General features: G+C 65.4%; 27 protein-coding genes. 16 read left to right on the forward strand and 11 right to left on the reverse strand.

Features of this window, described 5'->3' with window-relative positions:
* Nucleotides 1–20 precede the first annotated feature (20 nt).
* The gene (gene ubiB, locus ACWCOP_RS00600; protein WP_478249278.1) at nt 21–1,562 is read right to left on the reverse strand and encodes a 2-polyprenylphenol 6-hydroxylase; all 1,542 of its coding nucleotides are present in this window, start codon (nt 1,560–1,562) and stop codon (nt 21–23) included.
* 374 nt (nt 1,563–1,936) lie between these two features.
* On the opposite strand from ubiB, the gene ACWCOP_RS00605 reads away from it, so the two are divergent.
* Nucleotides 1,937–2,224: a hypothetical protein gene (locus ACWCOP_RS00605; RefSeq protein WP_478249279.1), complete on the forward strand. Its 288-nt coding sequence runs from the start codon at nt 1,937–1,939 to the stop codon at nt 2,222–2,224.
* A gap of 482 nt (nt 2,225–2,706) precedes the next feature.
* On the opposite strand, the gene ACWCOP_RS00610 is transcribed toward ACWCOP_RS00605, so the two are convergent.
* The 3 genes from ACWCOP_RS00610 to ACWCOP_RS00620 all read right to left on the reverse strand — a co-directional run bounded on the left by ACWCOP_RS00610 (nt 2,707) and on the right by ACWCOP_RS00620 (nt 6,572).
* Nucleotides 2,707–3,942, reverse strand: coding sequence for an RNA polymerase sigma factor (locus tag ACWCOP_RS00610; RefSeq protein ID WP_478249280.1), 1,236 nt, complete (start codon nt 3,940–3,942; stop codon nt 2,707–2,709).
* A complete protein-coding gene (locus ACWCOP_RS00615; protein ID WP_478249281.1) occupies nt 3,932–4,273 on the reverse strand; it encodes a YciI family protein in 342 nt (113 codons plus the stop codon). Before ACWCOP_RS00615 ends, ACWCOP_RS00610 begins: the two co-directional genes overlap by 11 nt.
* 187 nt (nt 4,274–4,460) lie before the next feature.
* Nucleotides 4,461–6,572 (reverse strand): peptidase domain-containing ABC transporter, encoded by a 2,112-nt coding sequence (locus tag ACWCOP_RS00620; protein WP_478249282.1) that lies wholly within the window; start codon nt 6,570–6,572, stop codon nt 4,461–4,463.
* Nucleotides 6,573–6,785: 213 nt separating this feature from the next.
* On the opposite strand from ACWCOP_RS00620, the gene ACWCOP_RS00625 reads away from it, so the two are divergent.
* From ACWCOP_RS00625 to ACWCOP_RS00660, 8 genes are all read left to right on the forward strand, one after another.
* Nucleotides 6,786–6,983, forward strand: a complete 198-nt coding sequence (locus tag ACWCOP_RS00625) for a hypothetical protein (RefSeq protein WP_478249283.1) — start codon at nt 6,786–6,788, stop codon at nt 6,981–6,983.
* Nucleotides 6,984–7,534: 551 nt separating this feature from the next.
* Nucleotides 7,535–7,702, forward strand: a complete 168-nt coding sequence (locus tag ACWCOP_RS00630; RefSeq protein ID WP_478249284.1) for a hypothetical protein — start codon at nt 7,535–7,537, stop codon at nt 7,700–7,702.
* A 189-nt stretch (nt 7,703–7,891) separates the two neighbouring features.
* The gene (locus ACWCOP_RS00635) at nt 7,892–8,446 is read left to right on the forward strand and encodes a hypothetical protein (protein WP_478249285.1); all 555 of its coding nucleotides are present in this window, start codon (nt 7,892–7,894) and stop codon (nt 8,444–8,446) included.
* Between the two features lie 175 nt (nt 8,447–8,621).
* Complete coding sequence (locus ACWCOP_RS00640; RefSeq protein WP_478249286.1) at nt 8,622–9,074, forward strand: hypothetical protein; 453 nt, start codon at nt 8,622–8,624, stop codon at nt 9,072–9,074.
* A 135-nt stretch (nt 9,075–9,209) separates the two neighbouring features.
* Nucleotides 9,210–9,587 (forward strand): hypothetical protein, encoded by a 378-nt coding sequence (locus ACWCOP_RS00645; protein ID WP_478249287.1) that lies wholly within the window; start codon nt 9,210–9,212, stop codon nt 9,585–9,587.
* Between the two features lie 248 nt (nt 9,588–9,835).
* On the forward strand, nt 9,836–10,135 hold the full coding sequence (locus tag ACWCOP_RS00650; protein WP_478249288.1) for a hypothetical protein: 300 nt from the start codon (nt 9,836–9,838) through the stop codon (nt 10,133–10,135).
* 37 nt (nt 10,136–10,172) lie between these two features.
* A complete protein-coding gene (locus tag ACWCOP_RS00655; protein WP_478249289.1) occupies nt 10,173–10,613 on the forward strand; it encodes a hypothetical protein in 441 nt (146 codons plus the stop codon).
* 330 nt (nt 10,614–10,943) lie between these two features.
* A complete protein-coding gene (locus tag ACWCOP_RS00660) occupies nt 10,944–11,138 on the forward strand; it encodes a hypothetical protein (RefSeq protein ID WP_478249290.1) in 195 nt (64 codons plus the stop codon).
* A 73-nt stretch (nt 11,139–11,211) separates the two neighbouring features.
* Here the strand turns inward: ACWCOP_RS00660 and ACWCOP_RS00665 are convergent, their stop codons facing one another.
* Together ACWCOP_RS00665 and ACWCOP_RS00670 are read right to left on the reverse strand one after the other, a co-directional pair.
* On the reverse strand, nt 11,212–12,459 hold the full coding sequence (locus ACWCOP_RS00665) for a beta-barrel domain-containing protein (RefSeq protein WP_478249292.1): 1,248 nt from the start codon (nt 12,457–12,459) through the stop codon (nt 11,212–11,214).
* 374 nt (nt 12,460–12,833) lie between these two features.
* Nucleotides 12,834–13,766 (reverse strand): class I SAM-dependent methyltransferase, encoded by a 933-nt coding sequence (locus ACWCOP_RS00670; RefSeq protein ID WP_478249294.1) that lies wholly within the window; start codon nt 13,764–13,766, stop codon nt 12,834–12,836.
* Between the two features lie 319 nt (nt 13,767–14,085).
* Here ACWCOP_RS00670 and ACWCOP_RS00675 point away from each other — a divergent pair, with 319 nt between their 5' ends.
* Together ACWCOP_RS00675 and ACWCOP_RS00680 are read left to right on the forward strand one after the other, a co-directional pair.
* Entirely contained in the window at nt 14,086–14,556 is a 471-nt protein-coding gene (locus ACWCOP_RS00675; RefSeq protein ID WP_478249295.1) for an Hsp20 family protein, read from the forward strand.
* A 233-nt stretch (nt 14,557–14,789) separates the two neighbouring features.
* Nucleotides 14,790–15,236: a hypothetical protein gene (locus tag ACWCOP_RS00680; RefSeq protein ID WP_478249296.1), complete on the forward strand. Its 447-nt coding sequence runs from the start codon at nt 14,790–14,792 to the stop codon at nt 15,234–15,236.
* On the opposite strand, the gene ACWCOP_RS00685 is transcribed toward ACWCOP_RS00680, so the two are convergent.
* Nucleotides 15,237–15,524: a hypothetical protein gene (locus tag ACWCOP_RS00685; protein ID WP_478249297.1), complete on the reverse strand. Its 288-nt coding sequence runs from the start codon at nt 15,522–15,524 to the stop codon at nt 15,237–15,239. It lies immediately after the preceding gene.
* 248 nt (nt 15,525–15,772) lie between these two features.
* Here ACWCOP_RS00685 and lpdA point away from each other — a divergent pair, with 248 nt between their 5' ends.
* Nucleotides 15,773–17,176 (forward strand): dihydrolipoyl dehydrogenase, encoded by a 1,404-nt coding sequence (lpdA, locus tag ACWCOP_RS00690; protein WP_478249298.1) that lies wholly within the window; start codon nt 15,773–15,775, stop codon nt 17,174–17,176.
* A 100-nt stretch (nt 17,177–17,276) separates the two neighbouring features.
* The gene (locus tag ACWCOP_RS00695; protein WP_478250707.1) at nt 17,277–17,843 is read left to right on the forward strand and encodes a GNAT family N-acetyltransferase; all 567 of its coding nucleotides are present in this window, start codon (nt 17,277–17,279) and stop codon (nt 17,841–17,843) included.
* On the opposite strand, the gene ACWCOP_RS00700 is transcribed toward ACWCOP_RS00695, so the two are convergent.
* From ACWCOP_RS00700 to ACWCOP_RS00715, 4 genes are all read right to left on the reverse strand, one after another.
* Nucleotides 17,840–18,145 carry a winged helix-turn-helix domain-containing protein gene (locus tag ACWCOP_RS00700; protein WP_478249299.1) on the reverse strand — a complete coding sequence of 102 codons (306 nt, stop codon included), beginning with the start codon at nt 18,143–18,145 and terminating at the stop codon, nt 17,840–17,842. The genes ACWCOP_RS00695 and ACWCOP_RS00700 overlap by 4 nt on opposite strands.
* A gap of 1 nt (nt 18,146) precedes the next feature.
* Nucleotides 18,147–18,767: a hypothetical protein gene (locus ACWCOP_RS00705; RefSeq protein ID WP_478249300.1), complete on the reverse strand. Its 621-nt coding sequence runs from the start codon at nt 18,765–18,767 to the stop codon at nt 18,147–18,149.
* 253 nt (nt 18,768–19,020) lie between these two features.
* Nucleotides 19,021–19,938: a tyrosine recombinase XerC gene (locus tag ACWCOP_RS00710; RefSeq protein WP_478249301.1), complete on the reverse strand. Its 918-nt coding sequence runs from the start codon at nt 19,936–19,938 to the stop codon at nt 19,021–19,023.
* Entirely contained in the window at nt 19,923–20,621 is a 699-nt protein-coding gene (locus ACWCOP_RS00715; protein WP_478249302.1) for a DUF484 family protein, read from the reverse strand. The genes ACWCOP_RS00710 and ACWCOP_RS00715 overlap by 16 nt, the downstream gene beginning before the upstream one ends.
* Before the next feature lie 136 nt (nt 20,622–20,757).
* Between ACWCOP_RS00715 and ACWCOP_RS00720 the strand changes: the two genes are divergently transcribed.
* The 3 genes from ACWCOP_RS00720 (at nt 20,758) to atpA (ending at nt 25,358) form a co-directional block, all read left to right on the forward strand.
* Nucleotides 20,758–22,938, forward strand: coding sequence for a primosomal protein N' (locus ACWCOP_RS00720; protein WP_478249303.1), 2,181 nt, complete (start codon nt 20,758–20,760; stop codon nt 22,936–22,938).
* A gap of 323 nt (nt 22,939–23,261) precedes the next feature.
* Complete coding sequence (locus tag ACWCOP_RS00725; RefSeq protein WP_478249304.1) at nt 23,262–23,822, forward strand: F0F1 ATP synthase subunit delta; 561 nt, start codon at nt 23,262–23,264, stop codon at nt 23,820–23,822.
* Between the two features lie 3 nt (nt 23,823–23,825).
* Complete coding sequence (atpA, locus tag ACWCOP_RS00730) at nt 23,826–25,358, forward strand: F0F1 ATP synthase subunit alpha (RefSeq protein WP_478249305.1); 1,533 nt, start codon at nt 23,826–23,828, stop codon at nt 25,356–25,358.
* The last annotated feature ends 52 nt before the right edge of the window (nt 25,359–25,410 follow it).

A 25,410-nucleotide genomic window follows, 5' to 3' on the forward strand; every position in this document is an offset into this window, starting at 1 on the left:
TTGGTGGTCAAACGGCGCCGCTAGATCGCGCCGAGAGCGAACGCGGTGATCAGGGCGGCGGCGCCGGCGATCACGACGGCGCCGAGGATGCGGATGGTCCATTCCTGCGACGCCTGGGCGCCAGCCGCCGGCTCGGCTTTAAGCGCCTCGGCGGCTTTGGAGAGGCGGTCCAGCGTGCCCGGCAGGGAGAGCACCGCGTCGCGCATGGTCTCCAGATCGCGGATCGCGTCGCGCACCTTGCCTTCCGGGCCCAGCTCGCGGCGCATGAAGCGCTCTACCGACGGGGCGGAGGCCTTCCACATATTGTGCCGGTCGGTGAGCGAGCGGCAGACGCCCTCGGCCTGCACCATGGTCTTTTGCAGCATGACCAGCTGCGGCTGCAGATGCATGTCGAACAGGTCGGTGATTTCAAACAGCTGCAGCAGCACCCGGCTCATGGGCACTTCATCGGCGGTCTTGCCGAAGATCGGCTCGGCGACGGCGCGCAGAGCGCTGGCGAAATCGGCCTTGGAGAACCTGCCCGGCACATAGCCGGCGGCGAAATGGGCCTCAGCGGCGGACTCATAGTCGCGGGTGAGAAAGCCGTGCAGGATGCGCGCAAGATAGCGCCGTTCATCCGCGCCCAGCCGGCCCATGATGCCGAAATCCACCGCCCACAGCCGCCCGTCTTCGGAGACGAAGAGATTGCCCGCATGCAGATCGGCGTGAAACACGCCGCGCTCCAGCGCCGTGGTCAGGAAGGCGTCGGTGAGATCGGTGGCGAGCTTTTCCGTGTCGATCCCGGCCGCCTTGACCCGGTCCATGTCGGTCAAGGGGATCGCGTCGATCCATTCCAGCGTCATCACCCGCTTGGCGGTGCGCGACCAGTCGATCTCGGGGATCCAGAAATTCTGCGCCGACACCGCCGCTTCGGACAGCTCCGAGGCGCTCGCCGCCTCAAGGCGCAGGTCCAGCTCCAGGGTGAGCGAGCGCGCCACGGTCTCCACAAACGCCTGCGGCTCCATGCGTTTGGTGGCGGGAAGCAGGCCCTCCACCAGTTTCGCGCCCAGGCGCATGGCGGAGATGTCGCGCTTGATGCGCTGCTCCACATCGGGGCGCAGGATCTTCACCGCCACGGTGCGGCCATCGGTGGTGACCGCTTTGTGCACCTGGGCGATGGAGGCGGCGGCCACCGGTTCGCCAAGCTCGGTGAACCAGTCGGACACCTGACCGCCCAGCTCGGCGCGGATCGTCGCCTCGGTGCGCGCCAGGCCGAACGGCTTCATCTTGTCCTGCAGCCGGGACAGGCCCTTGGCGAAGTCGGGGCCCACCACGTCGGCGCGCGTGGCCATGACCTGGCCGAACTTCACATAGGACGGCCCCAGCTGTTCCAGCGCATGGGCCAGGCGCTCGCCGGGATTGGCGGCGCGATCACGAATCGCGATCAGGCGCGCGAACTTGCCCAGGAACCGAGCGGGCGCGGGAAACGCCTGCTGATACTCCGTGGGAAAAATCGCGTCATGGCGCGCCAGCGTCCAGGCGGCGCGGGCCAGGCGGGCGAGATTGATGAACGTTCCAAACACGAGGGTGAGGTTTAGGGCGACGGGGCTGTCTTGGCGAGGGGGATGCGGCGTTAAAACTGCGCGGGGGCGCGTGGCGGCATGCCTCTGGTTGGGACCGGGGCACGTTGTTGGCGCCACCACCGCCACGCGGCGCCCTTTTAACAGGTCAGCGTGTCGTGGCGGCCCAAACCTGGGCCACCAAAAAAATTTCAGAATGCAAACTCTAAAAAAAGCTTTTGGGTGAGGCGGATACGCGCCTTACAATTTTTGCATACAACTAATAGGGATTTTTTCGACTTGACCCCCCCGGCTCAGCTCGCTCATTCTTTGCATGCGTGGCCACGCACCGTTGCAAAATCTGAACGAAAAGGAGGATCGCCATAACGGCGATGACGATGGAGTTTGACGGCGTCCGTGAGCTGTCGATGGATGAGATTGAGGAGGTTAGTGGGGCGTGGATCGCGAATGCGGTTGGCGGCGTAATTGGCGGCCTTGGCGGGGCCGCAGGAGCGTGGAGCGCTGGAGGTGGTACGACCGCAATCATCGCTGGTGGTCTCGGCGGTGCTGCAGCGGGTGTCATCAATCCCGTCTCGGGCGTGGCTAATGGCGGACGCCTGCTGGGCGGCGCCTTTTTGAGCACTCACGTTGCTGAAGATGCGCTACAGGTAATGGGTGTATCCTGATCTGGAGAGGAGTTTGAACATGAGCCGTCTAAGTGGAGCTGTTTGGGCTGAGGTCAGAACTGCAATCTTGAGATATGTGGTTCCCACATGGTTCGGGATGGCTCTGGCAGCTACTGTTCTCCAGTATTGGACCGGATGGGAGATTGCGGGAGCGGCGTTGATCGCAGCGCTTCTGAGCCTAGCCGCCTACAAGAGTCTCATACTCGACCGGACCACCTGAATCAGCCGCCGCGCCATATGGCGCGGCGGCGCTTTTTTGGAGTTGAGTGGGAAAGCTCCCCTGTGACGAAAAGAAGGTTGGTGAAGCGCAAACGGGATCGCCATGACGGCGATGACGATGGAGTTTGACGGCTTTCGTGAGCTGTCGATGGAGGCAGTAGACGCGGTGGGGAGGCGGCCAAGGCGCGCCAGATTGATGAGCGTTCCAAACACGAGGGTGAGGTTTTGGGCGACGGGGCGGTCCTCGCGAGGGGGATGCGGCGTTAAAGTTGCGCTGCGCGCGCCTGAAGAAAGGCGCGCACCGCCGGGTCGGGGCTCAGCGCGGCGGCGCGGGCGTACGCGCCGCGCGCCTGTCCTGTGCGCCCCGATGCTGCGAGCCAGTGGGCGTGGGCCGCATGGAATTGCTGATGATCGGCGCTGAGGTCCTGTAGCGCGTCGAGAAGCCGAAGGGCGATTTCGGCGCCGAACGCCTCACCATGGGCGCAGGCGCGAGCGATATGGGCGCCCAGCCCGGCGCCGGTCTCCACCAGCCTGTCGTAGAGCGCTGCGGCGGCGCGCCACTGGGTCGCCCCGGTCCGGCGCCGCTCGGCGTGGACAGACTGGATCGCAGCCTCCAGCGCAAACCGGCCCGGCGGGGCCAGAGACAGCGCATGGTGCAGCGCAGTTTCGCCTCGCTCGATCAGCCCGGCGTCCCACAGGGCGGGATCCTGCTCAGAAAGCGCAATGAACGCCCCGTCACGGGCGCGCCGGGCCGGTGCGCGGGCCTCGCAGTGGGCGATCAGTGCGTACAGGGCGTGGGCTTCGGCGTCGCCCGGCGCCAGGCGCGCGACGAGGCCGGCGAGAAACAGGGCTTCGCCGGAGAGGTCTTTAGCCTTGCCAGGCTCCTCGCCGATGAGGTCGTGGCCGGCGGTGTAGGCCGCGTAGATCGCGTGCAGCACCGTTTGCAGCCGCGCCGCAAGCACGTCTGGTCCAGGGGTCTCAAAAGGGATTCCGGCGACGCGAATCTTCGCCTTGGCGCGCGACAGGCGCTGGCCCATGGTCGCGGGCGAGACGAGAAACGCCGCGCCGATCTGGGCCGCATTCAGGCCCAGCACGGCTTGCAGCATGAGCGGGGTGTGCAGGGCTTCGTCCACCTCTGGATGGGCGCAGGCGAGCATGAGGGCGAGGCGGTCGTCGTGAAGACCATCTCGCCCTTCCATGTCGCCGATCCGGTTCAACAGAACCAGAAGCTCCGGCTCGGCCTTCGAGCGTACGGCGACGCGGCGCGCCAGATCGGTCAGCCGGCGCCGGGCTGTGGTGAGGAGCCACGCTTGCGGGTTTTCCGGGACGCCGATTTCCGGCCAGGCTTCGAGCGCCTTCGCAAAAGCGTCGGCGAGCGCGTCTTCGGCCATCTCAAGATCGCGGGTCCGCCGCGCCAGTATCGCAAGAAGCCTGCCATAGGCGTTGCGCGCGGCGGTCTCCGCCGCCGCCCGCGCCTGGTCGTGTCTTTCAGCCTTCATAGTCAGGAACAAGGCGCACCTCGACCGCGCCTCGAGGTCCGATGGGACATCGCTTCGCCCACGCCACCGCGGCGTTCATGTCGGCGGCCTCGATCACGTAAAAGCCGCCCAGCTGCTCCTTGGTGTCGGCGTAAGGGCCATCCTGCACCACGCCGCCGCGCACGATCTTCGACGATCCGGCCGAGTCCAGCGCCTCGCCGGAGACCAGTGCGCCGGCTTTCATGAGCGCGTCCGTAAAGGCCATGTGCTCTGTAATCACAGCGCCCTGCTCGGCGTCGTTCATGGACAGCCAGGCCTGTTCGTCGTCGTGGAGAAGAAGGGTGAATTTCATGACTGCATCTCCAGCATATCGTTCATGGAAAGGGCCGTGCGCATCTCGACCGCGCCGGGCTGTTCATAGATGGGTGTGGCGTGCTGCATGATTGCTCTTCGTCATGGGCGGCTGCGGGCCGATCCCGCAGGCTCTATCCTATGACGGGCAGGCCGATCGCGCTTCGACATAGTCGCAGAAAAATATCCTACCGCCCCTCGACCACCCGCCCGCCTTCCACACGCATCACCCGGTCGGCGCGCTCCACCAGGGCGGGGCGGTGGGCGACGACGATGCGGGTGATGGACATGGCGGCGATGGTGTCGGCGATCTCCGCCTCGGTGGCCTGATCTAGATTGGCGGTGCCTTCGTCGAGCACCAGGATGGAGGGGCGGCGATAAAGCGCCCGGGCCAGCAGGACGCGCTGGCGCTGACCGCCCGAGAGAGCCGAGCCCATGTCGCCCACGAGAGAGAGATACTGCATGGGCATGCGCATGATGTCGTCATGGACGCGCGCCGCCTGCGCCGCCTCGTGCACACGCGCCATGTCCAGATCGGGGTCGAAGAAGGCGATATTGTCCGCAAGCGTGCCAGACAGCAGCTGATCGTCCTGGGCCACCACCCCCACATGGCGCCGCCAAGCGCGCCACCCGGTGAGCGCCGGGGGCCTACCATCAAGGCGGATCTCCCCGCGGGTGGGATCGTAAAGCCCCAGCATGATCTTCAACAGGGTCGACTTTCCGCCGCCCGACGCGCCGGTGATGGCCACAAACTCGCCGGCCCCCACCTCCAGATCGGCGTCCTCCAGCACGAAGCGGTCGCCCTCGCCATAGCGGAACCAGATCCCGGTCATGGAGATGGCGCCGGCCGGCGGCGGGGCGTCCTCGGGCGGCTCGCTGGGCGGGACCGGCTCACGCTGCGACTGGGCGATGTCGGAGATACGCTCCAGATGCAGGGTCAGGAGCCGGAAATTGAACGCTTCGTTGATCAGGGCCAGCACCCGGTCGGTAAAGGTCTGGCGAAAGCTTAAGAACGCAAACAGCATGCCCACCGAAAACCCGTCGCCGTTTATGATCATGCGCGCGGCCAGATACACCACCAAGATGGTCTGTACCGTGGTGATCAGCCCCTGCAGCGCATTGCGGATGATCTCGAACCGGGCGACGGAGAAGTTCGCGTTCACCGTCTCGGCGAAGAGATTGCGCCAGGCCGCCTCGCGTTCCGGCTCGCGGCCCATGAGTTTGAGGGTGCGCGAGGCGCGCACGCTTTCGATCAGGTGCGTCTGCTCCCTGGCCTGCGCCATGATCGCCTCTTCCGACCGCCGCCGCGTGACCGGATAGAAGGCGAAGGTGACCAGCAGGCTCAGCACCAAAGCCGCCACCACGATGAGGGTGAGCATCCCCGAGTAGAACACCAGGATCACCAGCGCGATCACCGCCATCAGACCGTCGATCACCACCGTGGCGGCGCCGCGGGTGAGGGCGTCCTGGATCGGCCGTGTGGACTGGATGCGCGAGAGAATGTCGCCCACATGGCGCTTTTCATAAAAGCCGGTGCTCAGGCGCAAGAGGTGGCGCACCAGATTGCCGATCATCTGATAGCCCATGAGCTGGCCGATCACCTGCAGGGCGTAGGCGCGCAGCGCCGTCAGCCCCACCTGGATCACCGCCAGCAGGCCGAACCCGACCGCCAGCACGGCCAGAATGTCGAGATCGCCCCGCGCGATCGCCTCGTCGATCACCAGCTGGTTGAAAAACGGCGCGGCGAACACCGCAACCTGCAACGCCAGAGACAGGGCCAGCACCTGCGCGAGGCTCGCCCAGAACCCCTCCAGCTTCGACCACAGGCTTGTCAGCTTCACCGGCTGGCGCGCCTCGACCTTTTCAAACTCGTCGGCGGGGCTGAGCTCCAGGACCACGCCGGTGAAATGCTTGGACGCCTCCTCCAGGCTCAGGGTGCGCTTGCCGCCGGCGGGGTCGTGGATGGTGACCGATTTCGGCCCGGCTTTCGCCAGCACCACGAAATGGTTGAGATCCCAGTGCAGGATCGCCGGCGTCTTCACCCTGGGCAGCGCCTCCAGATCCACCTTCAGCGCCCGGCTGGCGAGGCCCAGCCGGTCGCCCATCTGGATCAGCGTGCGCAGGCTCGCGCCGGAAATCGACAGCCCCGAGCGCTGGCGCAGCCCGTTCAGGTCCACATCATGGCCATGCCACCGCGCCACCATGGTGATGCACGCCAGACCGCACTCAGCGGCCTCGGCCCCGATCACCACCGGCAGGCGGCGCCCCTTGAACAGATCCAGCGCGTCGTGACGGCTCATGGATTTCCCCGCGCGGCGCGACCGCCGGACTCCGGTTTGCAACCGGAAGAGAGCCTACCCGCAAAGCGATATGTGTCTATTAAAATTCCCGCATCGGGTCGAAAAGAAGCACGCAAAGGTAAAATTTTTTATTGACCCGTTTTCTCTCGATTGGCCATACTTCTATTGCGTGGCTACGCACCGTTGTAAAACCTGAACGAAAATTAGATCGCCATGACGGCGATGGTTCAAGACTTCGACGGCGTTCGTGAGCTGTCGATGGCGGAAGTGGATGCGGTGGCGGGTGGTCCGGTTTGGGCCCTCGTGGCGCTTGGCGCGACGGCCGCATGGGTAGGGAGTACATACGGTGAATCGTTTCTGGACGGGTTTGCCGAAGGCATCACGGGCCAAGAACCGACAAAAGCCGATTAAGGAAATGATTTAAGATTATGCGCGAACTAACTTTGAGTGAAATCAATCAGGTCTCAGGTGCTGGCGAGAGCCAAGAAATCGCCAAAGACCTAGGGTACGCCGTCGGCTACGCAGCGAAGTATGCCGAATCTCCGACAAGTGGTACATTCGCGGTGTACGCTTATGTGGGTTGGTTGATAGCAAGAAGCGACTAGGGTGTATTGACCGGCGTTGCAATCCAAATTGGGTTGAACGACGGTCATTTTTAAATTACAAAGTATTCTAGTCACGGTCAAAACAGAAAAATTTTTTACTTTCATATTGGTTTTATTTGTGATTTCTACTTTAATCGTGAATAAATTTTTCGGATGGAGGCCATGAAGAAATTGCCTGGTCCGGCTGAATGCCTCCTCCTTGCGGTAGCGCCTTAGTGATGAAATCGCGGAGGTAGACGGGTATGGCAGTTAAAACTGCGGTAGTAAAAGCGGAACACACTTCTCCAAGCCGGAGAAAGGCCTTATTGAGGAGCCTCCGAACTCAGGCGCGTTCAAGTCCATGAAGGGAAATTGGTGATGCGACTCATTCTTCAGTCGGGGGCGCGCCAGGTGCGGCTATCCAGCGTCAGCCTGTGCGTGACGGCGGTCAGCCTGTTCGTGCTGTTCACCTATGGCGAGTCTGCGGTGGACGGGTTCATCGCGGGGATCAGCGGCGCTCCGCCGTCCAAGGCAGGAGGTGCGTGATGACGAACCGTGAATCGCTCGGCGCCGTGCTCGCGGCCGCCTTCATCCTGATCTGCTTCGCCTGGATGCCCCGACACTGAGATCATCGCCTTTGAGGGCCTGATTACGGCGGAGACCGTCGCCCCTCTATTGGAGGCGCTTGCGCACTGCCGCGTCCACACTGTGCGCATCGCGTCCGAGGGCGGCGCAGTGACCCAGGCGATCAAGCTCGCCGAGGCTGTTCGCGCCAGCGGCGCCACACTCGTCATCCATGATCGATGCCTGTCCAGCTGTGCGAATTATCTGTTTCTGGGCGTCGCCAGGCGAAGCATCGAAGGGCGGACCGTACTCGGGTTCCATAGCTTCATCTCCGATCTTTCCGCGCCTCCCGGTTGGGCGTCGTCTCTGCTTTGCGGCGCAGGCGTCTGCGCCATGAAGCGGAAACGAGACACGATCCTGGCGCTTCAGGCGCGAGAGGCGACCTTTTTTGAAAGCCTTCGTGTCGATCCCAGTCATCTCGGTGAGGCGGTCATCCATGCTTTGGGGCGCGAGTCCGGGGCCCGGGCGCCAGATGGCCCTGTTGTCGTCAGGCCTGAAGCGGACGCGTGGAGGCGGTGCTTCGGAGATACGCCAGGCCTGGACGATCTGGTTTGTAGCGGTGCAGATCCCGACGGTCGCGCACTGAGCATTGTCGAGACGCGCGGTCCCCTCTGCGCGCACGCCTCAGGCGAGGGGCGTCCAGGAGCTGTCGAGGAAGGAGATTGACGAGGCTAATGAGGCCGCCCGGTTTCAAGCGCTTGCTCCGGGCGCGCAGTCTTCCAGCAGGGCGTGGCGATGCGCTATGTGTCAGGCGCCTGAGTGCGACCACGGTGAGGATCCCGCAGGCGCGGTGGCGCCCCCATCTCAAGACCAAATTCGGATATCGCGGATGTACATGAGCGTGGCGGGTGAAAGCGGAAAGCTGTTTGCTGTCACAGCCATGCTGGCGACCGCCTTTACGCTCATCGGATACGCCGTCTACGCGTCCGTTCTGGAGCCTGTCGTGCCGGCTCTGCTGTTTTACGCAGCGACCGAGGAAGGCGTTCGATTTACCGCGCTTCGCTACGCGGCCGGTCGGCAAGCCCTGAAATTCTGGACGATTGTCTGGAGCGTCGGGGCGGGCTTTGCGGTCGTCGAGATCAGCAACGCGTTCTTTCCGGATCAATACCGGAGCGAAGAGGCGAAAGCCGCCCCCTTCGCCCTGCTCGCGGCGTTCGAATTCCTGTTCGGACTCCTCATCCACGGAAGTTTAACCGCAGTGATGCTGGCGCTCAGCAAGCGTATCGGCTGGATTATCGGGGTTGCGACGGCGCTTGGACTTCATGTCCTCTGGAACGCCGCCATGGGAGCGTGACAGGACACTTCGGGCGGCGACAGGATGGTTGGCGGAGTCGCAGGGAGCTTTATCGGGCGGCGATCCGCGAGCATTATCGCAAGCGGCCTTGGCGCGCCTGCGCGGAGGCGGTTTGCAATCCCGGCTGGCGCACCCTTGAATAGACGTCCCTACATCAATCCGGATCTGGCCGCCGCATCTCTGGGCGCGGCGGCCCTGCTGCTTGTCTTCAGCCTGGGTCGCGAGGCAGTCGAGGATGCGGTGTACCTGCTTGTGATCCTGCCCACGATTTCAGCGTCCGCGATGGCGCTTTTCATCGCGTCGGGCCCGAAAGACAGGATCAATTCGTGGCGGGCGGTCCCGGACTCGCTGGCCTGGGTGTACGTGTTCGCTCCGTCGGCAATCTATGTCGCGACGGCGATCCTCGCGGAAGCGTTCGGGGTCTTTGAAAGCGTCGCCTGGATCGCCGCCGCGCTGGGGGTCGCGGTCGGCGGCGCTGTCGGCGAATGGATCCGCGCGATCAGGACGCGATGAGCCTTCGGGCGAGGGTGCGCCGCCCGTTGAGCAAATCCAGCGCGTCGCTCTGAAGCTCACCGCGCCCCATAAAAAACTCAAGCGCAAGCTACGAGAAATTGCTTGAACGATAGCTATATGCCCGTATTGCGATTTTTCCGCACAATGATTGCGGATTTAATTTTCTTTGACCCACGAGGATCAGCTCGCTCATTCTTCGCAGGCGTGGCCACGCAGCGTTGTAAAACCTGAGCGAAAAGGAGATCGCCATGACGGCGATGGTTCAAGAGTTTGACGGCGTTCGTGAGCTGTCGATGGCGGAAGTGGATGCGGTGGCGGGAGCGGCGCCTCCACTGGGCGCAGCGGTTGCGATCGGTGGCGGCGTAGTTGGCGGCGCAACAGCCGGCGCCATGGCGTACTCGGAGGCGAATTCTGACGGGCAGATAACCGGGTCAGAGGCGCTCGGCGTTGCCGGCGCGACAGTCGTTGGAGCCGGAGCCGGAGCGGTGGGCGCCGTAAGGGGCGCAACAGCACTCGTGAAGGGCATCAAATTCCTGAACAATCTGTGAGTCAGGCGGCGCGGGCGGAAGTCCGCGCCATTCCGCCATGCTGAACGAACTAAAATTAGCTTATTCGTTTATTTACCTCGCAGAGACAGCGATCACGATCCATTTAGTGAAGCGTCTCGGCCTGCGCTACGGAATGAACATATTCGCGCGCGCATTGGCCGAGACCTTCAGCCCTTACGCGCTGTTTCTGTTGCCGTTGGCGCTGGGGACGTTCGTTGTGGCGATGGCCGATTTCGAACTCGTGATTATGTTCTTTGTTGCGGTGCACGGCTGGTATCTGGCCAACCATTTGATCGTCTGGATCGTGTGTGAGCGTGGCGGCGTCGAGTTAATTCATGCGCAGATCCAAGAGCAGGACCGAGGCTACAGCCTCTTTGGAATGCAGACGCCGCCAGATATCCTCGCGCACGGCTTCGCACTTTTCTTGTCATTCGCAGTCCTTACGACAGTGTACCTGAAATTCGGACTCGCCTGGTGAGGATGTCTTACGAAAGGAGATCGCCCTGACGGCGGCGGTTCGAGACTTCGACGGCGTTGGTGCAAGTGCGTTTGAGAGGCGACTGCAGGGTTAGACAGGGCATGATTGGTGTGCCGCTGGCGGTCTGCGGGTGCGCCGATCGCCGCGGGCCTGTTTGGCGGCGCAGCACGGCGCCGCGATCGGCATTAAACCTTGAGAACGCGGAGAACTGCTCGGGATGCGCCCTGCGCCAAATCGTCCCGGACCTGCATCGCGTAGCGATCCGGCATGGTCCACCACGAGGTCGCGGCCTAGTTCCCATAGCCGGATGTAGAAAAGAGGGGCTTGCCAGTGAACACCACCTTGAAAGTGATCTTCGTCGCCTGTGTTGCGGGACTTTTCGCCGGCAGCCTCGCTGCGGTGGTGTTCGCCGCATTCGGCTGGCCGCTTTTCCTGGCCGCAATTGCGGCCGGCATGGGCGCCGGAGCGGTCGCCGTGCGCGGCTACGGGCGGATCCGGGCGCAAGCGGCGCTGCGCCGGGGTTAAGGTCCCGCCGCTTCAGGCCGCAGCGCCGCCAGTGCGCCGATCAAGACCCACGGCGTTACGTTGGCCGCGCGACCTATCCTCGCCGTCCGGCTGCAAACAGGGGATCGAACAGCCACTCGATCAGGGTGCGCTCGTCGATGATGATGTCGGCGCTAAGCATCAAGCCGGGCTGCAGCGGGATCACCTCGCCATAGGCTTCGATCTCGGCGGTGGAGAGGCGCGCTTCGACGCGGAAGACCGGCTCGGCCAGCTGCAGTCCGGGAATGGCGGTCTCGTCGGAGGCGATCACCGTGCGCGAGACATGGGTGACCACCGCCTCGCCGGCCCCGAAGCGCTGGTGGGGATAGGCCTGGTACATCAGGCGCACCGACTGGCCCGGTTCGATGAAGCCCGCCGCGCGGGACGGGATGTACAGTTCGGCCACCAGCGAGCCGCCCTCGGGCACCAGCACAGCCACGGTTTCACCCGCCGTGAGGGTCTGACCGCGCCGTATCGGCAGGGCCGCCACGGTGGCGGCGGCCGGCGCGGTGACCAGCGCCTCAGTGCGGGCGCCTTGCGCCGAAAGCCGCTCCTGCAGGCTGGCCGCGGCCGAGCGCGCCCGATTGCGCGCCGCGTCGATCTGCAAGGGGGCGCCTTCGATTCCCGCTTCCGCATCGCTGATCTGGCGGTCAACAGCCGCGAGATTACGCTCCAGCGCCGCCAATTGCTGGCGGGCGGCGAGCGCCCGCTGGCGGCGATCATCCAGCTCGCGCCCAGACAGAAAGCCGCGCTCGGCCAAGGTTTCGGCGCGGGCGATCTGCTCGTCGGCCAGGGTCACCTGCTCGCGCTGCAGGGCGATCTGACGGGCAAGCTCGGCGCGCTCACGGGTGAGGCCGGTCAGCGCGGCGGTCAGGCGCGTCGTCTCGTGCTCGATGGCGGCGATCTCGCTCTGCGCGGACGCAGCGGCGGCCTCCGTCTGCTCGCGCAAGGCGTCGAGGATGCGCGCCCCGGCGGCGCCGTCGGTGGTGTCGGTGTCAAGGCGTACGCGGGCGATAGGATCGCCGGCCTGCAGCGCATCGCCCTCGGCGACCAGGATCTCCTCCACCCGGCCGCCCGCGAGCGTCGAGGCGCGCACCACGCCCTGATCCGGCGTCAGCCAGCCCGGCACGGTCTCCTTTCGTGAATAGCTCGCCACGCAAGCGAAGATCACCACGCCAGCCACGATCAGCGCCGCTAGCCCGCCCAGCAGCCTCACCGCAAGCGGCACGGCCAGCACCACCGTGCCGTCCAGTCGGCCTCGCGCATGGTGACCCACGGCTTCCCGGCGAAACAGATCGGTCATGGGAGCTCCCTGGTGCGGCTTTTACACTAGCGCGCAAGGCGGCAACTTTGAAGTGTTTTGATGACTGATAATACGTCTCAATGCGTGCCGTGGCGCTGCGCGCGAGGTCGTCTGAAGGCCCTACAGGCCTTGTTCATTCCGTATCTGCGCCCCGGTGCAACGCTGAGGCGCATCTCACACATGGCCCTGCGGCTTAGACGATCTCTAGCTTTTTCCGCCGATTGCGGTTTCAGCCGGTCTTGCCGGCTGGCTCTTTCGCGCCGGGGCGCCGTTCAACCTCATGCATTTGACCGCCGTTCTATTAGCCGCCGGCGCCCGGGTAGGCCTTGCGATGCAGTCCGGGCGGTGACGGCCAGGGCTGACGCCAGGGGTCGTCAGCCCTCGTCCTCTCCCGTCTCAGCGCTATCCGGCTTCCGGAACAATAGCGTCATGCGGTCGCTCTCTCCGATCGCCTCGTAGGGCGCTGTGTCGAAGTCCGGATCGGCGGGCTGTCCGAAGGCGGAGGTGCGGTTCACCGGAGGCAGGGTCCACACGCCGAAGGGATGGTCGGCGGAGTCGGCCGGATTGGCGTTGATTTCAGAGCTTCCCACCAGCTCGAAGCCGGCCTCCTGGGCCAGGCTCACCACATAGTCCTGCTGGACATAGCCGGTGGCCGCGCGCGGATCCTGCACCAGGCTGGCGGGCTGGCGGTGTTCCACCACGCCCAGCACGCCGCCGGGTTTCAGCGCGGCGTAGAAATCGGCGAAGGCCTTCTCGGCGAAGCCGGCTCCCATCCAGTTATGGACATTGCGGAAGGTAAGGATGGCGTCGGCGGAGCCTTCGGCCATCAGCGCGCCGGTGTTCGCGCCGAACGGTGCAAGCGCCGCCGTGCCATAGAGCGGGCTTTCAAACCGCTCCAGGAAGCGATCGCGGAAGGCGACGGATCGCTCATTAGATGGATCCACCGGCGGCCAGGCGGCCACATAGGTGCCGCCATTGGCTTCGATCCAGGGCGCCAGAATGTCGGCGTACCAGCCGCCGCCGGGCCAGATCTCCACGATGGTTCCTGACGGATCGATTGCGAAAAACTCCAGCGTCTCCACCGGATTGCGCGCCTCGTCACGGGCGCGGGCCTGCTCGCCGCGCCAGGGGCCGGCGGCGGCCTCCGCCAGGGTTTGCGGCGCAGTCGCCTCGACGCTAACCGACTCGGGGCTGTCGTCGACTTGCGCTGCGGTTTCCTCGGTTTGCGGACCGCTGGCCTCCGGTGCAGGCTGAGAACACGCGGTCAGCAGGACGGCGAGCGAAACGAAAGCGGCGGTGCGCAGCATCAAGGGTCTCCTGACCGGATGAGGGAGCGCGCAGCAAAGACCAAGTCATGCGCCCGGCGCAAGCGTCAGCTGCAAACCCGTCCCTCAGGCTCGCGCACTCTCCAGAGTCGAGCCGGCCAAAGCCGAGCCGGGCGATTTTTCGCGCGCACCTCTTGCGCCGGGAAAATCGCACACCCACCTCGTTCGTCACGGAGCCGCCGACAGGGGCTTCGTGTTTCGCCGGCGCCGCGCCGGGGCCTCATGGTCCGGAGCGGGCCGGGTGTCTTGCAACCCCGGGCGCCTTTGTGGCGCTCATGATCGCTTCAATGGAGGATCATCCATGCGTACTGTTGATTTCACCCCGCTCTACCGCACGATCGTCGGCTTTGATCGCCTCGCCGACATGATCGACACCGCCGCCAAGCAGGAGCCTGCCGCGGGCTACCCCCCCTATAATATCGAGCAGGTTTCCGAGCACGAATACCGCATCGAGCTTGCGGTGGCCGGGTTCGCCGAAGACGACCTCGATCTGCAGGTTCAGGAAAACATCCTCACTGTCGCCGGCAAGCGTCAGGCGGGCGACGAGGCCGAGCAACGCAATTTCCTCCACCGCGGCATCGCCGAGCGCTCCTTCGAGCGCCGCTTCCACCTGGCCGACAATGTCCATGTGCGCGACGCCGAGCTGGCCAACGGGATGCTTTCGATCCAGCTGGAGCGCGAGATTCCCGAAGCGAAGAAGCCGCGCCAGATCGCCGTGAACGGCAAGTCCGGCGCCAAACTGATCAGCGCGAAGAAGGCGAACGCCGCCTAGGTTTGCGCTTACCGCAGGCGCCGGCCCTGACATCGGCTTCTCCCCTGGGCTGATCGATCGGGTCGGCGCCGGCCTGCTTATTCCCCCATCCTTTCGGCGCGCTCCACACGGAGCGCGCCGTTTTCTTGTTTCGCCGGACCGGGCCTGAGGCTGGGGTCCGGCGGTGCGAGGAAATTTAACGAGGCGGCCAGCGCGTCGTGTTGTAGAATTCCAGCAGAAATAGGGAGGGTATTATGACGGACGCAAGCGTTACGCCGGCGGCGAAGACGCCGATCTGGTTCTATCTCGTGGCGCTGGTGGCGGTTCTCTGGAACGCCATGGGGGTCTTTGACTACATCATGACCCAGTACCGGGTGGAGTCCTACATGGCCGCGTTCACCGAGGCGCAGCTGGACTACTTCTACGGGTTTCCGGGCTGGTACGTGGCGGTCTGGGCTACTGCGGTGTTTTCGGCGCTGGGCGCGAGCCTCCTGCTGGTGGTGCGCATGAAGCTGGCGACGCCGCTGTTTGCGCTCTCCGCCGTGCTGTTCGTGATCAGCGCGGTCTATATCTTCGGCTTCACCGCCGCGCTGGAGATCATGGGCATGGGCAATGTGGTCTTCTCGGCGGTGATCTTCGCCACGTTGCTGGGCCTTTGGTGGTTTTCGCGGATGGCCGAGCGGCGCGGCTGGCTGAAATAGTCAGCGCCGGTTGCCAAGGCGCATGAGCCCGGTGAAGGCGCCGCCCAGAATGGCGCCGGCGAAGCCGGCTTCAAAAACCAGATAGATGAACGCCTGCCGGCCCAGCGGCCCGGCCATATCCACCGCGCCAAGGGCCAGGACGAGGGTGAAGGCTGCGGTGATCCCGACCGCCGCGCCGATGGCGGCGCCGGTGAAGATACCCGCCGCCAGCGTGCGACGGGGCGGTTTGGGCGTCTCGGCGCCCGGACCAGTCGTGTCCGGGGCGGTCGTGTCAGTGTTCGTCGCCATGGCGGGATTCCCTAACAGCTCTTGAGGGATCAATGGCACGCTGCCTGGCGCGGTTCCGACTTGATTTCTGGGCTGGCTTTCGGGCTGCGTTTCGGGCTGGGCGGGGCCCCGTCCGCCCGCCAGGTTTCGCAATCCGGTTCTGCGTTCGTGCGACCCTCGCCGCATTGACCCGCGCGTCGCCGGGAGTAGGGTGCGGCCAACTCTCTTCAGGGCGCGAAGCGCGCCCCATTCCAGACGGTGTTTTCAACATGGCTGACCAGTTCGACATTGTGATCATCGGGGCGGGCCCCGGCGGGTATAACTGCGCCATTCGCGCGGGCCAGCTGGGCCTCAAGGCCGCGATCATTGAAAAGCGCGGGACCTTGGGCGGCACCTGCCTGAATGTGGGCTGCATCCCGTCCAAGGCCCTGCTGCACGCGTCCGAGCTCTATGAAGACGCGGGCAAGTCCTTCAAATCCATGGGGATCGAAGTCGGCTCGCTGAAACTCAATCTCAAGCAGATGATGGCTCAGAAGGACGAGGCGGTGAGCGGCCTCACGCGCGGCGTCGCCGGGCTGATGAAGAAGAACAAGGTCACCGTCTTTGAAGGCGCGGGCCGCATCACCGGCAAGGGCGCGGTGAGCGTGACCGGATCGAACGGTGAAGTGACGGCGCTGGAAACCAAGAACATCGTCATCGCAACGGGCTCCGAGGTCACGCCCCTGCCCGGCGTAGAGATCGACGGCGAGCGCATCGTCAGCTCCGACCACGCCATCGCGCTTAAGGAAGTGCCGAAAAAGCTGGTGCTCATCGGCGCCGGCGTGATCGGGCTGGAATTGGGTTCGGTATGGCGGCGCCTCGGTTCGGAGGTCACCGTGGTCGAGTACCTCGACAGGGTGCTGCCCACCATGGACGGCGAGGTCTCCAAGACCGCCAAGAAGCTCTTTGAAAAGCAGGGCATGCGCTTCAAGCTCAGCCGCAAGGTCACCGGCGTTGAAAAGCTGAAGACCAAGCTGAAAGTGTCCACCGAAGCGGCCAAGGGCGGCGAGGAGGAGGTGCTGGACGCCGACGTGGTGCTCGTGTGCATCGGCCGTCGGCCCTACACCGAAGGGCTGGGGCTTGAGACCGTGGGGATCGAGACCGACAAGCGCGGCTTCATCGCCAATGATCACTGGAAGACGTCCGCGGACGGGGTCTGGGTGATCGGCGACGCCACCACCGGCGCCATGCTGGCTCACAAAGCCGAGGACGAGGGCGCGGCCTGCGCTGAAGCGATCGCGGGCAAGGCCGGGCACGTGAACTACGATGCGATCCCGAACGTGGTCTACACTTATCCCGAGATCGCTTCGGTGGGCGCTACCGAGGAGCAACTCAAGGACCAGGGTCGCGAATACAAAATCGGCAAGTTTCCATTTATGGCCAATTCGCGCGGCCGCACCAACCACCAGACCGACGGCTTCGCCAAGATCCTCGCCGACGCCAAGACCGACGAGATCCTCGGCGCCCATCTGGTGGCGCCACACGCCGGGGAGCTGATCGCCGAGCTGGCGCTGGCCATGGAGTTCAAAGCATCGTCGGAAGATGTCGCCAGAACCTGTCACGCCCACCCGACTTTGTCCGAAGCGATTCGCCAGGCGGCCATGGGCGTGGAGGGCTGGACGATGCAGATGTAGGCGTGATCTTAAAATTCCTGTGACGAAGGGGTTTTCCGCTTACATCCTTGCTCGAATGTCTGGTATCTGACCGACGTCCGAGGAGCCTTGGGGGCTGGTGATGAATGCACGCGCTGATCGACTGGAGACCCGCACCGCAAGGCTTCGTCTTGTGGCGCTGGACGCAGAGCTGGCGCGTCTCCAGATCGAGGATTGCAGCGCCTTCTTCGCCGAAATCGGCGCCGAGCGCGAATCCGTCTGGCCGCCCGTGGCCGACGACGCCGCCAAGCTTCCCGAGACGCTGGACCTGCTCACCCGCCATCCCGAACAGACCGGCTGGCGCGGCTGGGTGTTTCTGATGGGATGGACCCCGGGCGGGCTCGACCGCGCGGTGGGTACGGGCGGCTTCTTCGGCCCGCCTGACGAAGACGGCGTGATCGAGATCGGCTACGCCATGGCCGCCAGTTTTCGAGAGCAGGGCATGGCCACCGAAGCGGTGACCGGGCTTTTGAGCTGGGCTTTCTCCCACAATGCGGTCCAGCGCGTGCTGGCTTTCACCGAGCCTCATCTGTCGGCCTCGCGCCGGGTGCTGGAGAAGACCGGCTTTAGAGACGCCGGCGAGCAGAGCCGGGCCGGCGTGCTTCAGGTGCGCTATGAGCGCGGGCGGACCGGCGCGGCCGACGCCTAGGATTTCATTTCCTGAATGAGGACCTCCAGCTGGGCCAGATAGTCCGCCCAGGCGCGCCGGCCGGCCGGGGTCAGGCTTGCGCGCGTGTGAGGCTTGCGGCCCACGAACGTCTTTTTGATCCCCACATAACCGGCCTCCTCCAGCTTGCGCATCTGGGCGGATAGATTGCCGTCCGTGGCCCCGGTCTTGTCTTTGAGCTCGCCGAAGCTCGCATCGCTTACTCCGGCAAGATAGGCCATCACGCCCAGGCGCAGCTTGCCGTGAATGACTTCGTCCAATCCGCCTGCGTCAAACTCGGCCATGTCACACCACCGTGCGCGGTTCGCGCAGCATCTGGATCGCTCCAGGGACAGCCGCCGAGGCGATCACGGTGAGGGCGGCGATGAGGTATATCGCCGGATCGGTGAGCGCGAACAGGCAGGCCGCCATGCCCATGAGCGCCGCCGCGGCGGGCAGGGCGTAGGCCCAGCTGCGCACCATGAAGGCGGTGCTCATCCAGCCGATCGCATAGCCAAGCAGCGCCACCGGCAGCATCAGGTTGAAGAACACCGGATCCAGCCGCCCGGTGAACACTGCGCCCATGACCGCGAAAAAGAATACCGAGGTGCTCAGCCCCATGGCCGGCCAGACCGCGTCTGAGAGCCGGTTGCCCGGTGAGCCAAGGCCCGGCTTGCCGCGAATCGATCGCCCCAGCACCGCCGAGCCCAGCCCGCCGACAATGAGAAATCCAAGCCAGAGCGGGGTGAGTGCGCCATGGCCAAGGTCCAGCCGCCCGGTGATGATCGCCCAGTGGGTGAGCAGGACCAGGCCTGCAAGGCCGCCCCACCACAGGGCGAACCGGCCGCCCACGGACGGCGCTCTCGCGCCGCCTTCAGCCATGGTCTTCAGGTAATCGAGATCGGCGCGCATGTCGTTCTGGGTCATGTGATCCTCCAAACCACTTTAAAAAATAAAGTACAGGATCTAAGAGCAGCGTCAAGCGGTCGATATGCCTTTCAGGCTATCTGGTTGTCGGCTTCACCCCGGACGAAGGTCGGGGGGAGACCGGGATCTACAGCGCTTTAAAGCGTTGAACGCGGTACCAGCCCCGCCAGCCGCTCAGCGTCTCACTCATCAAGCGCCGTAGGTCCCGGTCTCGCCCCCGGCTTTAAGCCGGGGATCGAACCGGTACCCGATCCTATCGTCTTGCGCGGGGATGGGTGGCGGCGTGGATGCGTTGCAGGGCGGCGCCGTCCACCTCGGCGTAGATTTGGGTAGTGGAAAGCGAGGCGTGACCCAGGAGGTCCTGGATCGCGCGCAGATCGCCGCCATGGGCCAGAAGATGCGTGGCGAAGGAATGGCGCAGGGCGTGGGGCGTGGCGGTCGAGGGCAGGCCAAGCCGGGACCGCAGGGTCTCCATGACCGCCTGCATCTGTCGCGGGCTCAGCGCGCCGCCGCGCTTGGCGCGAAACAGCGGCGAGGCCGCGTCCAGATCAAATGGGCAAAGTGCGACGTAGCGCGCCACTGCCTCTGAGACGGCCGGCAGGACCGGGACGATTCGCGTCTTGCCCCCCTTGCCCGCGATTCGGAGGGTTTTCGGCAAGGCGCGCTCGCGGCCCGTCAGCGACAGCGCTTCGGAGATTCGCAAGCCGCAGCCATAGAGCAGAGACAGCACCGCCGCATCGCGCGCGGCGATCCAGGGCTCGCTGTTCTCGCCGGCGTCGGCGATCAGGGCCTTGGCGGCGGTTTCGCTCACCGGGCGCGGCATGCGGCGGGCCGCCCCGGGCGCCTCCACCAGGCTGAGCGCCGGGTTTGCCAGCCCCCAGGTTTTGCGGGCGTAGGCGAAAAAGCTGCGGATGGCGGAGAGTTTGCGCTGCAGGGTGCGCGCGCCCGCGCCCTCGCGGCGGCGGTCGGCGAGGAAGGCGCGCCAGTCGGCGGCGGTGAGCGCTTCAAGATCGCTCAGCATCACCGCCTGACCAAGATGACCGCTGAGAAACTCAAACAGCTGATCGAGATCGCGGCCATAAGCTTCCAGCGTGCGCGCGCTTTTGCGCTGACCCTGAAGATGGTCGAGAAAGGCCGCGCGCGCTGCGCCGGGGCTCAAGCCTGCAGCCATGGCGCGATCCGGCGCTCCAGCGCGCGGGCGAGGAAGTGTAGAAGATCCGCACCTTGATCCGGAGTGAAGGCCCGCCCGTCCCGTGCGGCCAGGCAGAGCACGCCGGGCCGGCCGCCGATCTCCAGCCGCGCCAGCGCTTCAGAGCGCAGGCCCGACCCCATGGGGCCGTAAAGCGCATCGGCGAAGCGGGTGTCCACGGGGCCCAGACGCTCGGCTTTCGTCCCAACCAGCGCATCCACCAGGTCGGGCGCGCAGCCCTGAATCGCTGCGCCGGCTTTCAGCGGCGCATGGCCCTCGATGAAGACGCGGATCACATCCACGCCCAGCGCCCCGGCGGCGCGCCCGGACAGCTTGCGGTCCAGGGCGGTCAGGCTTTCGGCCTCCATCACCGCCAGAACGGCGCCATGGGTCTGAGCCTGGGCGGCGAGATTGGCCTTGGCCAGATCAATGAGCGCGGTGTTGGTGGCGCGCACCCGGCGAAGCTCGCCCTCCAGCTTCTGGCGCGCCCTCTGGGCGAGATCCACGACGCTTTCGCCCGCCAGCGCATCGCGCACGGCGGCCATGAGGACAGGATCGCCGGTGACGATCTCCGGGTCGGAACGAAGCTGCGCGCGCAGATCGTCCAGCGCGTCGGCAGCGTCGGCGGGTCCGGCGGTGTGGGTGTGGGCGGGCGTGTCGGTCATGGAAAAGCTCATGGGGCGAGGGGAGCAAAATCAGACCAAAGGAGATACACGGCGCCGCTTTTCAAATGCGTTAACCCTGACGCCCGGCCTGGCGGATCTGCTAGGCTCGCCGCGAAGCGAATCTGATCCGGAGCGTATGGTGGACCTGCTGGGGCCACGGCGCCGGGCGAGCGTCCTGTTTTCCATGCCGCTGCCTGGGCCGTTCGATTACGAAATTCCAGACGGCGTGGAGGTGCGCCCCGGCGACCATGTCCTGGCGCCGTTGGGCAAGCGCGTCGCGCCGGGCGTCGTCTGGGCCGTAGGCGACCATGACGGAGCAAGGGCGCTTAAACCGCTGGACGGTGTGCGCGGGGGTCCGCCGCTGCAAAAGAGCGTACGCGATTTCATCGACTGGACGGCGCGCTATCTGGTGGAGCCGCCAGGCGTGATCCTGCGCGCGGTGCTGCGTAGTCCCGCCGCGCTGAAACCCTCGCCCACCGAAACCGTGTTTCACGCCACCGGAGTCACGCTTGCTCGCCTGACCCCGGCGCGCCGGGCGGTGCTGCAGGCGGCCGAGGACGGTCCGGCGAGCGCGGCCGAGCTGGCGCGCCGGGCCGGCGTCACGGCCTCGGTGGTGAAGGGGCTGGCGCAAGTGGGCGCCTTGCGGGCCGAGGACGTGGAGATCGACCCCCCCTTTGATGCGCCTGATCCCAATCTTGCGGGCGTCGCCCTGAACCGCGATCAGGAGCAGGCGGCCGCCATCCTGCGCCGGCTGGTGGCGGCGGGCGGATTTCAGGCGGCGCTGCTGGACGGCGTTACGGGTTCGGGCAAGACCGAGGTGTATTTTGAAGCCATAGCCGAGCTTCTGCGCCGCGAGCCCGATGCTCAAGTGCTGGTCCTGTTGCCGGAGATCGCCCTGACCCAGGCGGTCACCAAGCGCTTCGAGGCGCGGTTCGGAACTCGCCCGGCCCTGTGGCACTCGTCCCTGCCGGATAAGGAGCGCCGCCGCGCCTGGCGCGAGGCGGCGTCGGGGCGCGCCAGAATCGTCGCCGGGGCGCGCTCCTCGATCTTTCTGCCCATGCCCAATCTGCGCCTGATCATCGTGGATGAAGAGCACGACCCCACCTACAAGCAGGACGACAGCCTTACCTACAACGCCCGCGATCTCGCCGTGGCGCGCTCCAAGCTCTTCGGCGCCGTGGCGATTCTCGCCAGCGCGACGCCCTCCATGGAGACGCTGGTGAACGCCGAGGCCGGCCGCTATGTCCACGTGGTCCTGCCCGGCCGGGCGGGCGGCGCGGTGCTTCCCGAGATCGAGCTGCTGGATCTGCGCCAGTATCCGCCCGAGCGCGGCGACTGGCTGTCGGGGCCGCTGGTGGAGGCGGCTGAGGAGACGCTGGCGCGGGGCGAACAGGTGCTGCTCTATCTCAACCGCCGCGGCTTCGCGCCTCTGGTGCTGTGCAAGTCCTGCGGCCACAAGATGAAGAGCCCTGAGGCCGACCGCTGGCTGGTGGAGCACCGCTATACCGGGCGCCTGGTCTGCCACGTCACCGGCTTCTCCATGCCCAAGCCGAAACGCTGCCCCGAATGCGGCGAGGAAGACACGCTCATCGGCGTCGGCCCGGGGGTGGAGCGCGTCGCCGAAGAGGCTGCGCGGCGTTTTCCCGAGGCGCGCGTGGAGGTGTTTTCCTCCGACACCGCCCAATCCGGCGACGATGTGCGAAGCCTCATCACCCGCATGGAAGACGGCGAGATCGACATTCTGGTGGGCACCCAGATCGCCGCTAAGGGTCACAACTTCCCCCATCTCACCCTTGTGGGCGTGGTGGACGCCGATCTTGGGCTCGCCGGCGGCGATCTCAGGGCCGGCGAGCGCACCTATCAGACGCTGGTGCAGGCGGCGGGCCGGGCCGGACGCGCCGACCGCCCGGGCCGGGCGATCCTGCAGACCTGGAAGCCCGACCACGAAGCCCTGCAGGCGCTCAAGAACGGCGACCGCAACGCGTTTCTGGAAGCCGAACGCATGATGCGCGAACTGCTCAAACTGCCGCCCTATGGCCGGCTTGCGGCGATGATCCTGTCAGGGCCGGACCCGCAGATCCTGGACGATGCCGCGCGCGCCATCGCCAAGGCCGCCCCGGCGGCGGAAGGTGTGGAGGTGTTCGGCCCCGCCGAGGCGCCGCTGGGCGTGGTGCGCGGCCGCTATCGCCGGCGCTTCCTCGTGCAGGCGGACAGGAATGTCGACGTCTCGGCATACATGCGCGCCTGGACCGCCCGCATCAAACCGCCTGCCGCAGTGCGGGTGAGCGTGGATATCGAGCCGTATTCGTTCTTGTAGCGCCCGCTGCCGTCTGGTGGGTTCGCGCGTCGTGATTTATCGGGTCGAGCCGCGGCCCATCGTCATACTGAGTGTGCTTCATCCGGCCCAGGACCCGGTGACGCTCCGCCAGCTCGGCCCGGACACCTGACCCCTTGCATCCGCCGCGCCCGAACGGTGTTGCCGCCCCCGCCCCCCTGTGCTAGTCCGGCGCCGGGTTGTGAGACGCGCGCGGTTGAGAACGCCGTGTGCTGATCAAAAAGCCAAGTTCCTACAAGCGCTTGAGTTCGCCGTTCCGGCGGGTTCACAAGGCGCAAAGTCACGAGAAGAAAGCGGCGTTCCAGGTGACCACGCAAACTGACGCGATCACAGGTGAAATGGGCGAGCGGTACGCGCGCGCGCTGTTCGAGCTGGCCGAAGACGCCGATGTGCTGGCTTCGGTGGAAAACGACGTTGATGCGCTCAGCTCAGCGCTGAGCGAATCCGAAGAGCTGCGCCGCGCGCTGATCAGCCCCGTTCACCAGTTCGCCGATAAAGCCAAGGTTTTGGGCGCCCTGGCTGAGAAGCTGCAGCTGAACGCGCTGACCGCCCGATTCCTGGGCGTGGTCGCGAAGAATGGCCGGTCCGGAGAGATTTCCAAATTGCTGCGCGCTTTCAAGGCGCTTGCGGCCAAGAAACGCGGCACGACGACGGCTGAGGTCGTCACCGCAGACGTCCTTACCCCGGCTCAGCTCAAAGAGCTGACCGCCGCGCTGAAGACCGCGCTCGGGCGCGACGTAGACGTGCACACCGAGGTGCGCGAAGACATAATCGGCGGGCTGATCATCAAGGTCGGTTCGCGCATGTTTGACTCCTCTCTCAAGTCCAAGCTTGAGGGACTGCGCAAAACGATGAAAGAGGCGTAGGCCATGGACATCCGGGCGGCGGAAATTTCCGCGATCCTCAAAGAGCAGATCAAGAATTTCGGCGCTGAAGCCGACGTCTCAGACGTCGGTCAGGTGCTGTCCGTGGGCGACGGCATCGCTCGCGTCTACGGCCTCGACGAAGTCCAGGCCGGCGAACTCGTCGAGTTCCCGGGCGGGATCAAGGGCATGGCCCTGAACCTCGAGCGCGACAATGTCGGCTGCGTGATCTTCGGTGAAGACCGGGGCATCAAGGAAGGCGACACCGTCAAGCGTCTGGGCTCCATCGTCGATGCGCCTGTCGGCAAGGTCCTTCTGGGCCGCGTCGTCAACGCGCTGGGCGAGCCGATCGACGGCAAGGGTCCCCTCAAGGACGTGGCCGAGCGCCGCATTGTCGACGTGAAGGCGCCGGGCATTCTGCCGCGTAAATCGGTGCACGAGCCCATGGCCACCGGCATCAAGGCGATCGACTCCATGATCCCCGTGGGCCGCGGCCAGCGTGAGCTGATCATCGGCGACCGCCAGACCGGCAAGACCGCCATCGCCATCGACACGATCCTGAACCAGAAAGCGGTCAATCAGGGCGATGACGAGAGCGCCAAGCTTTACTGCGTCTACGTAGTGGTCGGACAAAAGCGCTCCACCGTGGCGCAGCTGGTCAAGACGCTCGAGGAAAACGGCGCGATGGATTACTCCATCGTCGTCGCCGCCACCGCGTCCGACCCCGCCCCCATGCAGTTCCTGGCGCCCTTCACCGGCTGCGCCATGGGCGAGTATTTCCGCGATAACGGCATGCATGCGCTCATCATCTATGATGATCTGTCCAAGCAGGCCGTGGCCTATCGCCAGATGTCGCTCCTGCTTCGCCGCCCGCCGGGCCGTGAAGCCTATCCCGGCGACGTGTTCTATCTTCACTCCCGCCTGCTGGAGCGCGCCGCGAAGCTCAACGAGGCCCACGGCTCGGGCTCCCTGACGGCGCTGCCGATCATCGAGACCCAGGCCAACGACGTGTCGGCCTACATCCCCACCAACGTGATCTCGATCACCGACGGCCAGATCTTCCTGGAGACCGATCTGTTCTACCAGGGCATTCGTCCTGCGGTGAACGTGGGTCTTTCGGTGTCGCGCGTGGGCTCGGCGGCTCAGACCAAAGCCACCAAGACCGCAGCCGGCAAGATCAAGGGCGATCTGGCCCAGTATCGCGAAATGGCGGCCTTCGCCCAGTTCGGCTCCGACCTGGACGCGGCGACCCAGCAGCTGCTCTCGCGCGGCGAACGCCTCACAGAGCTCCTCAAGCAGCCGCAATTCTCGCCGCAGTCCATGGAAGAGCAGGTCGTGGTCATGTATGCGGGCACGCGCGGCTATCTCGACAAGCTGGCGGTCTCACGCGTCGGCCAGTATGAGGCCGAGCTTCTGCGTCACATTCACGCCGAGAAGTCCTCCATGCTCGATGCGATCCGCACCGAAAAGAAGCTCAGCGACGACACTGAAGCTGAGCTTAAGAAGACGCTGGACGCCTTCACCGCGAACTTCGCGTAAACGGCTCGAACAAGGTGCGGCGCGGTCCTTTTCAGGGGTCGCGCCGGCGCCG

The sequence above is a fragment of the Apolloniradiicaulis salifontis genome (genome assembly GCF_053756655.1).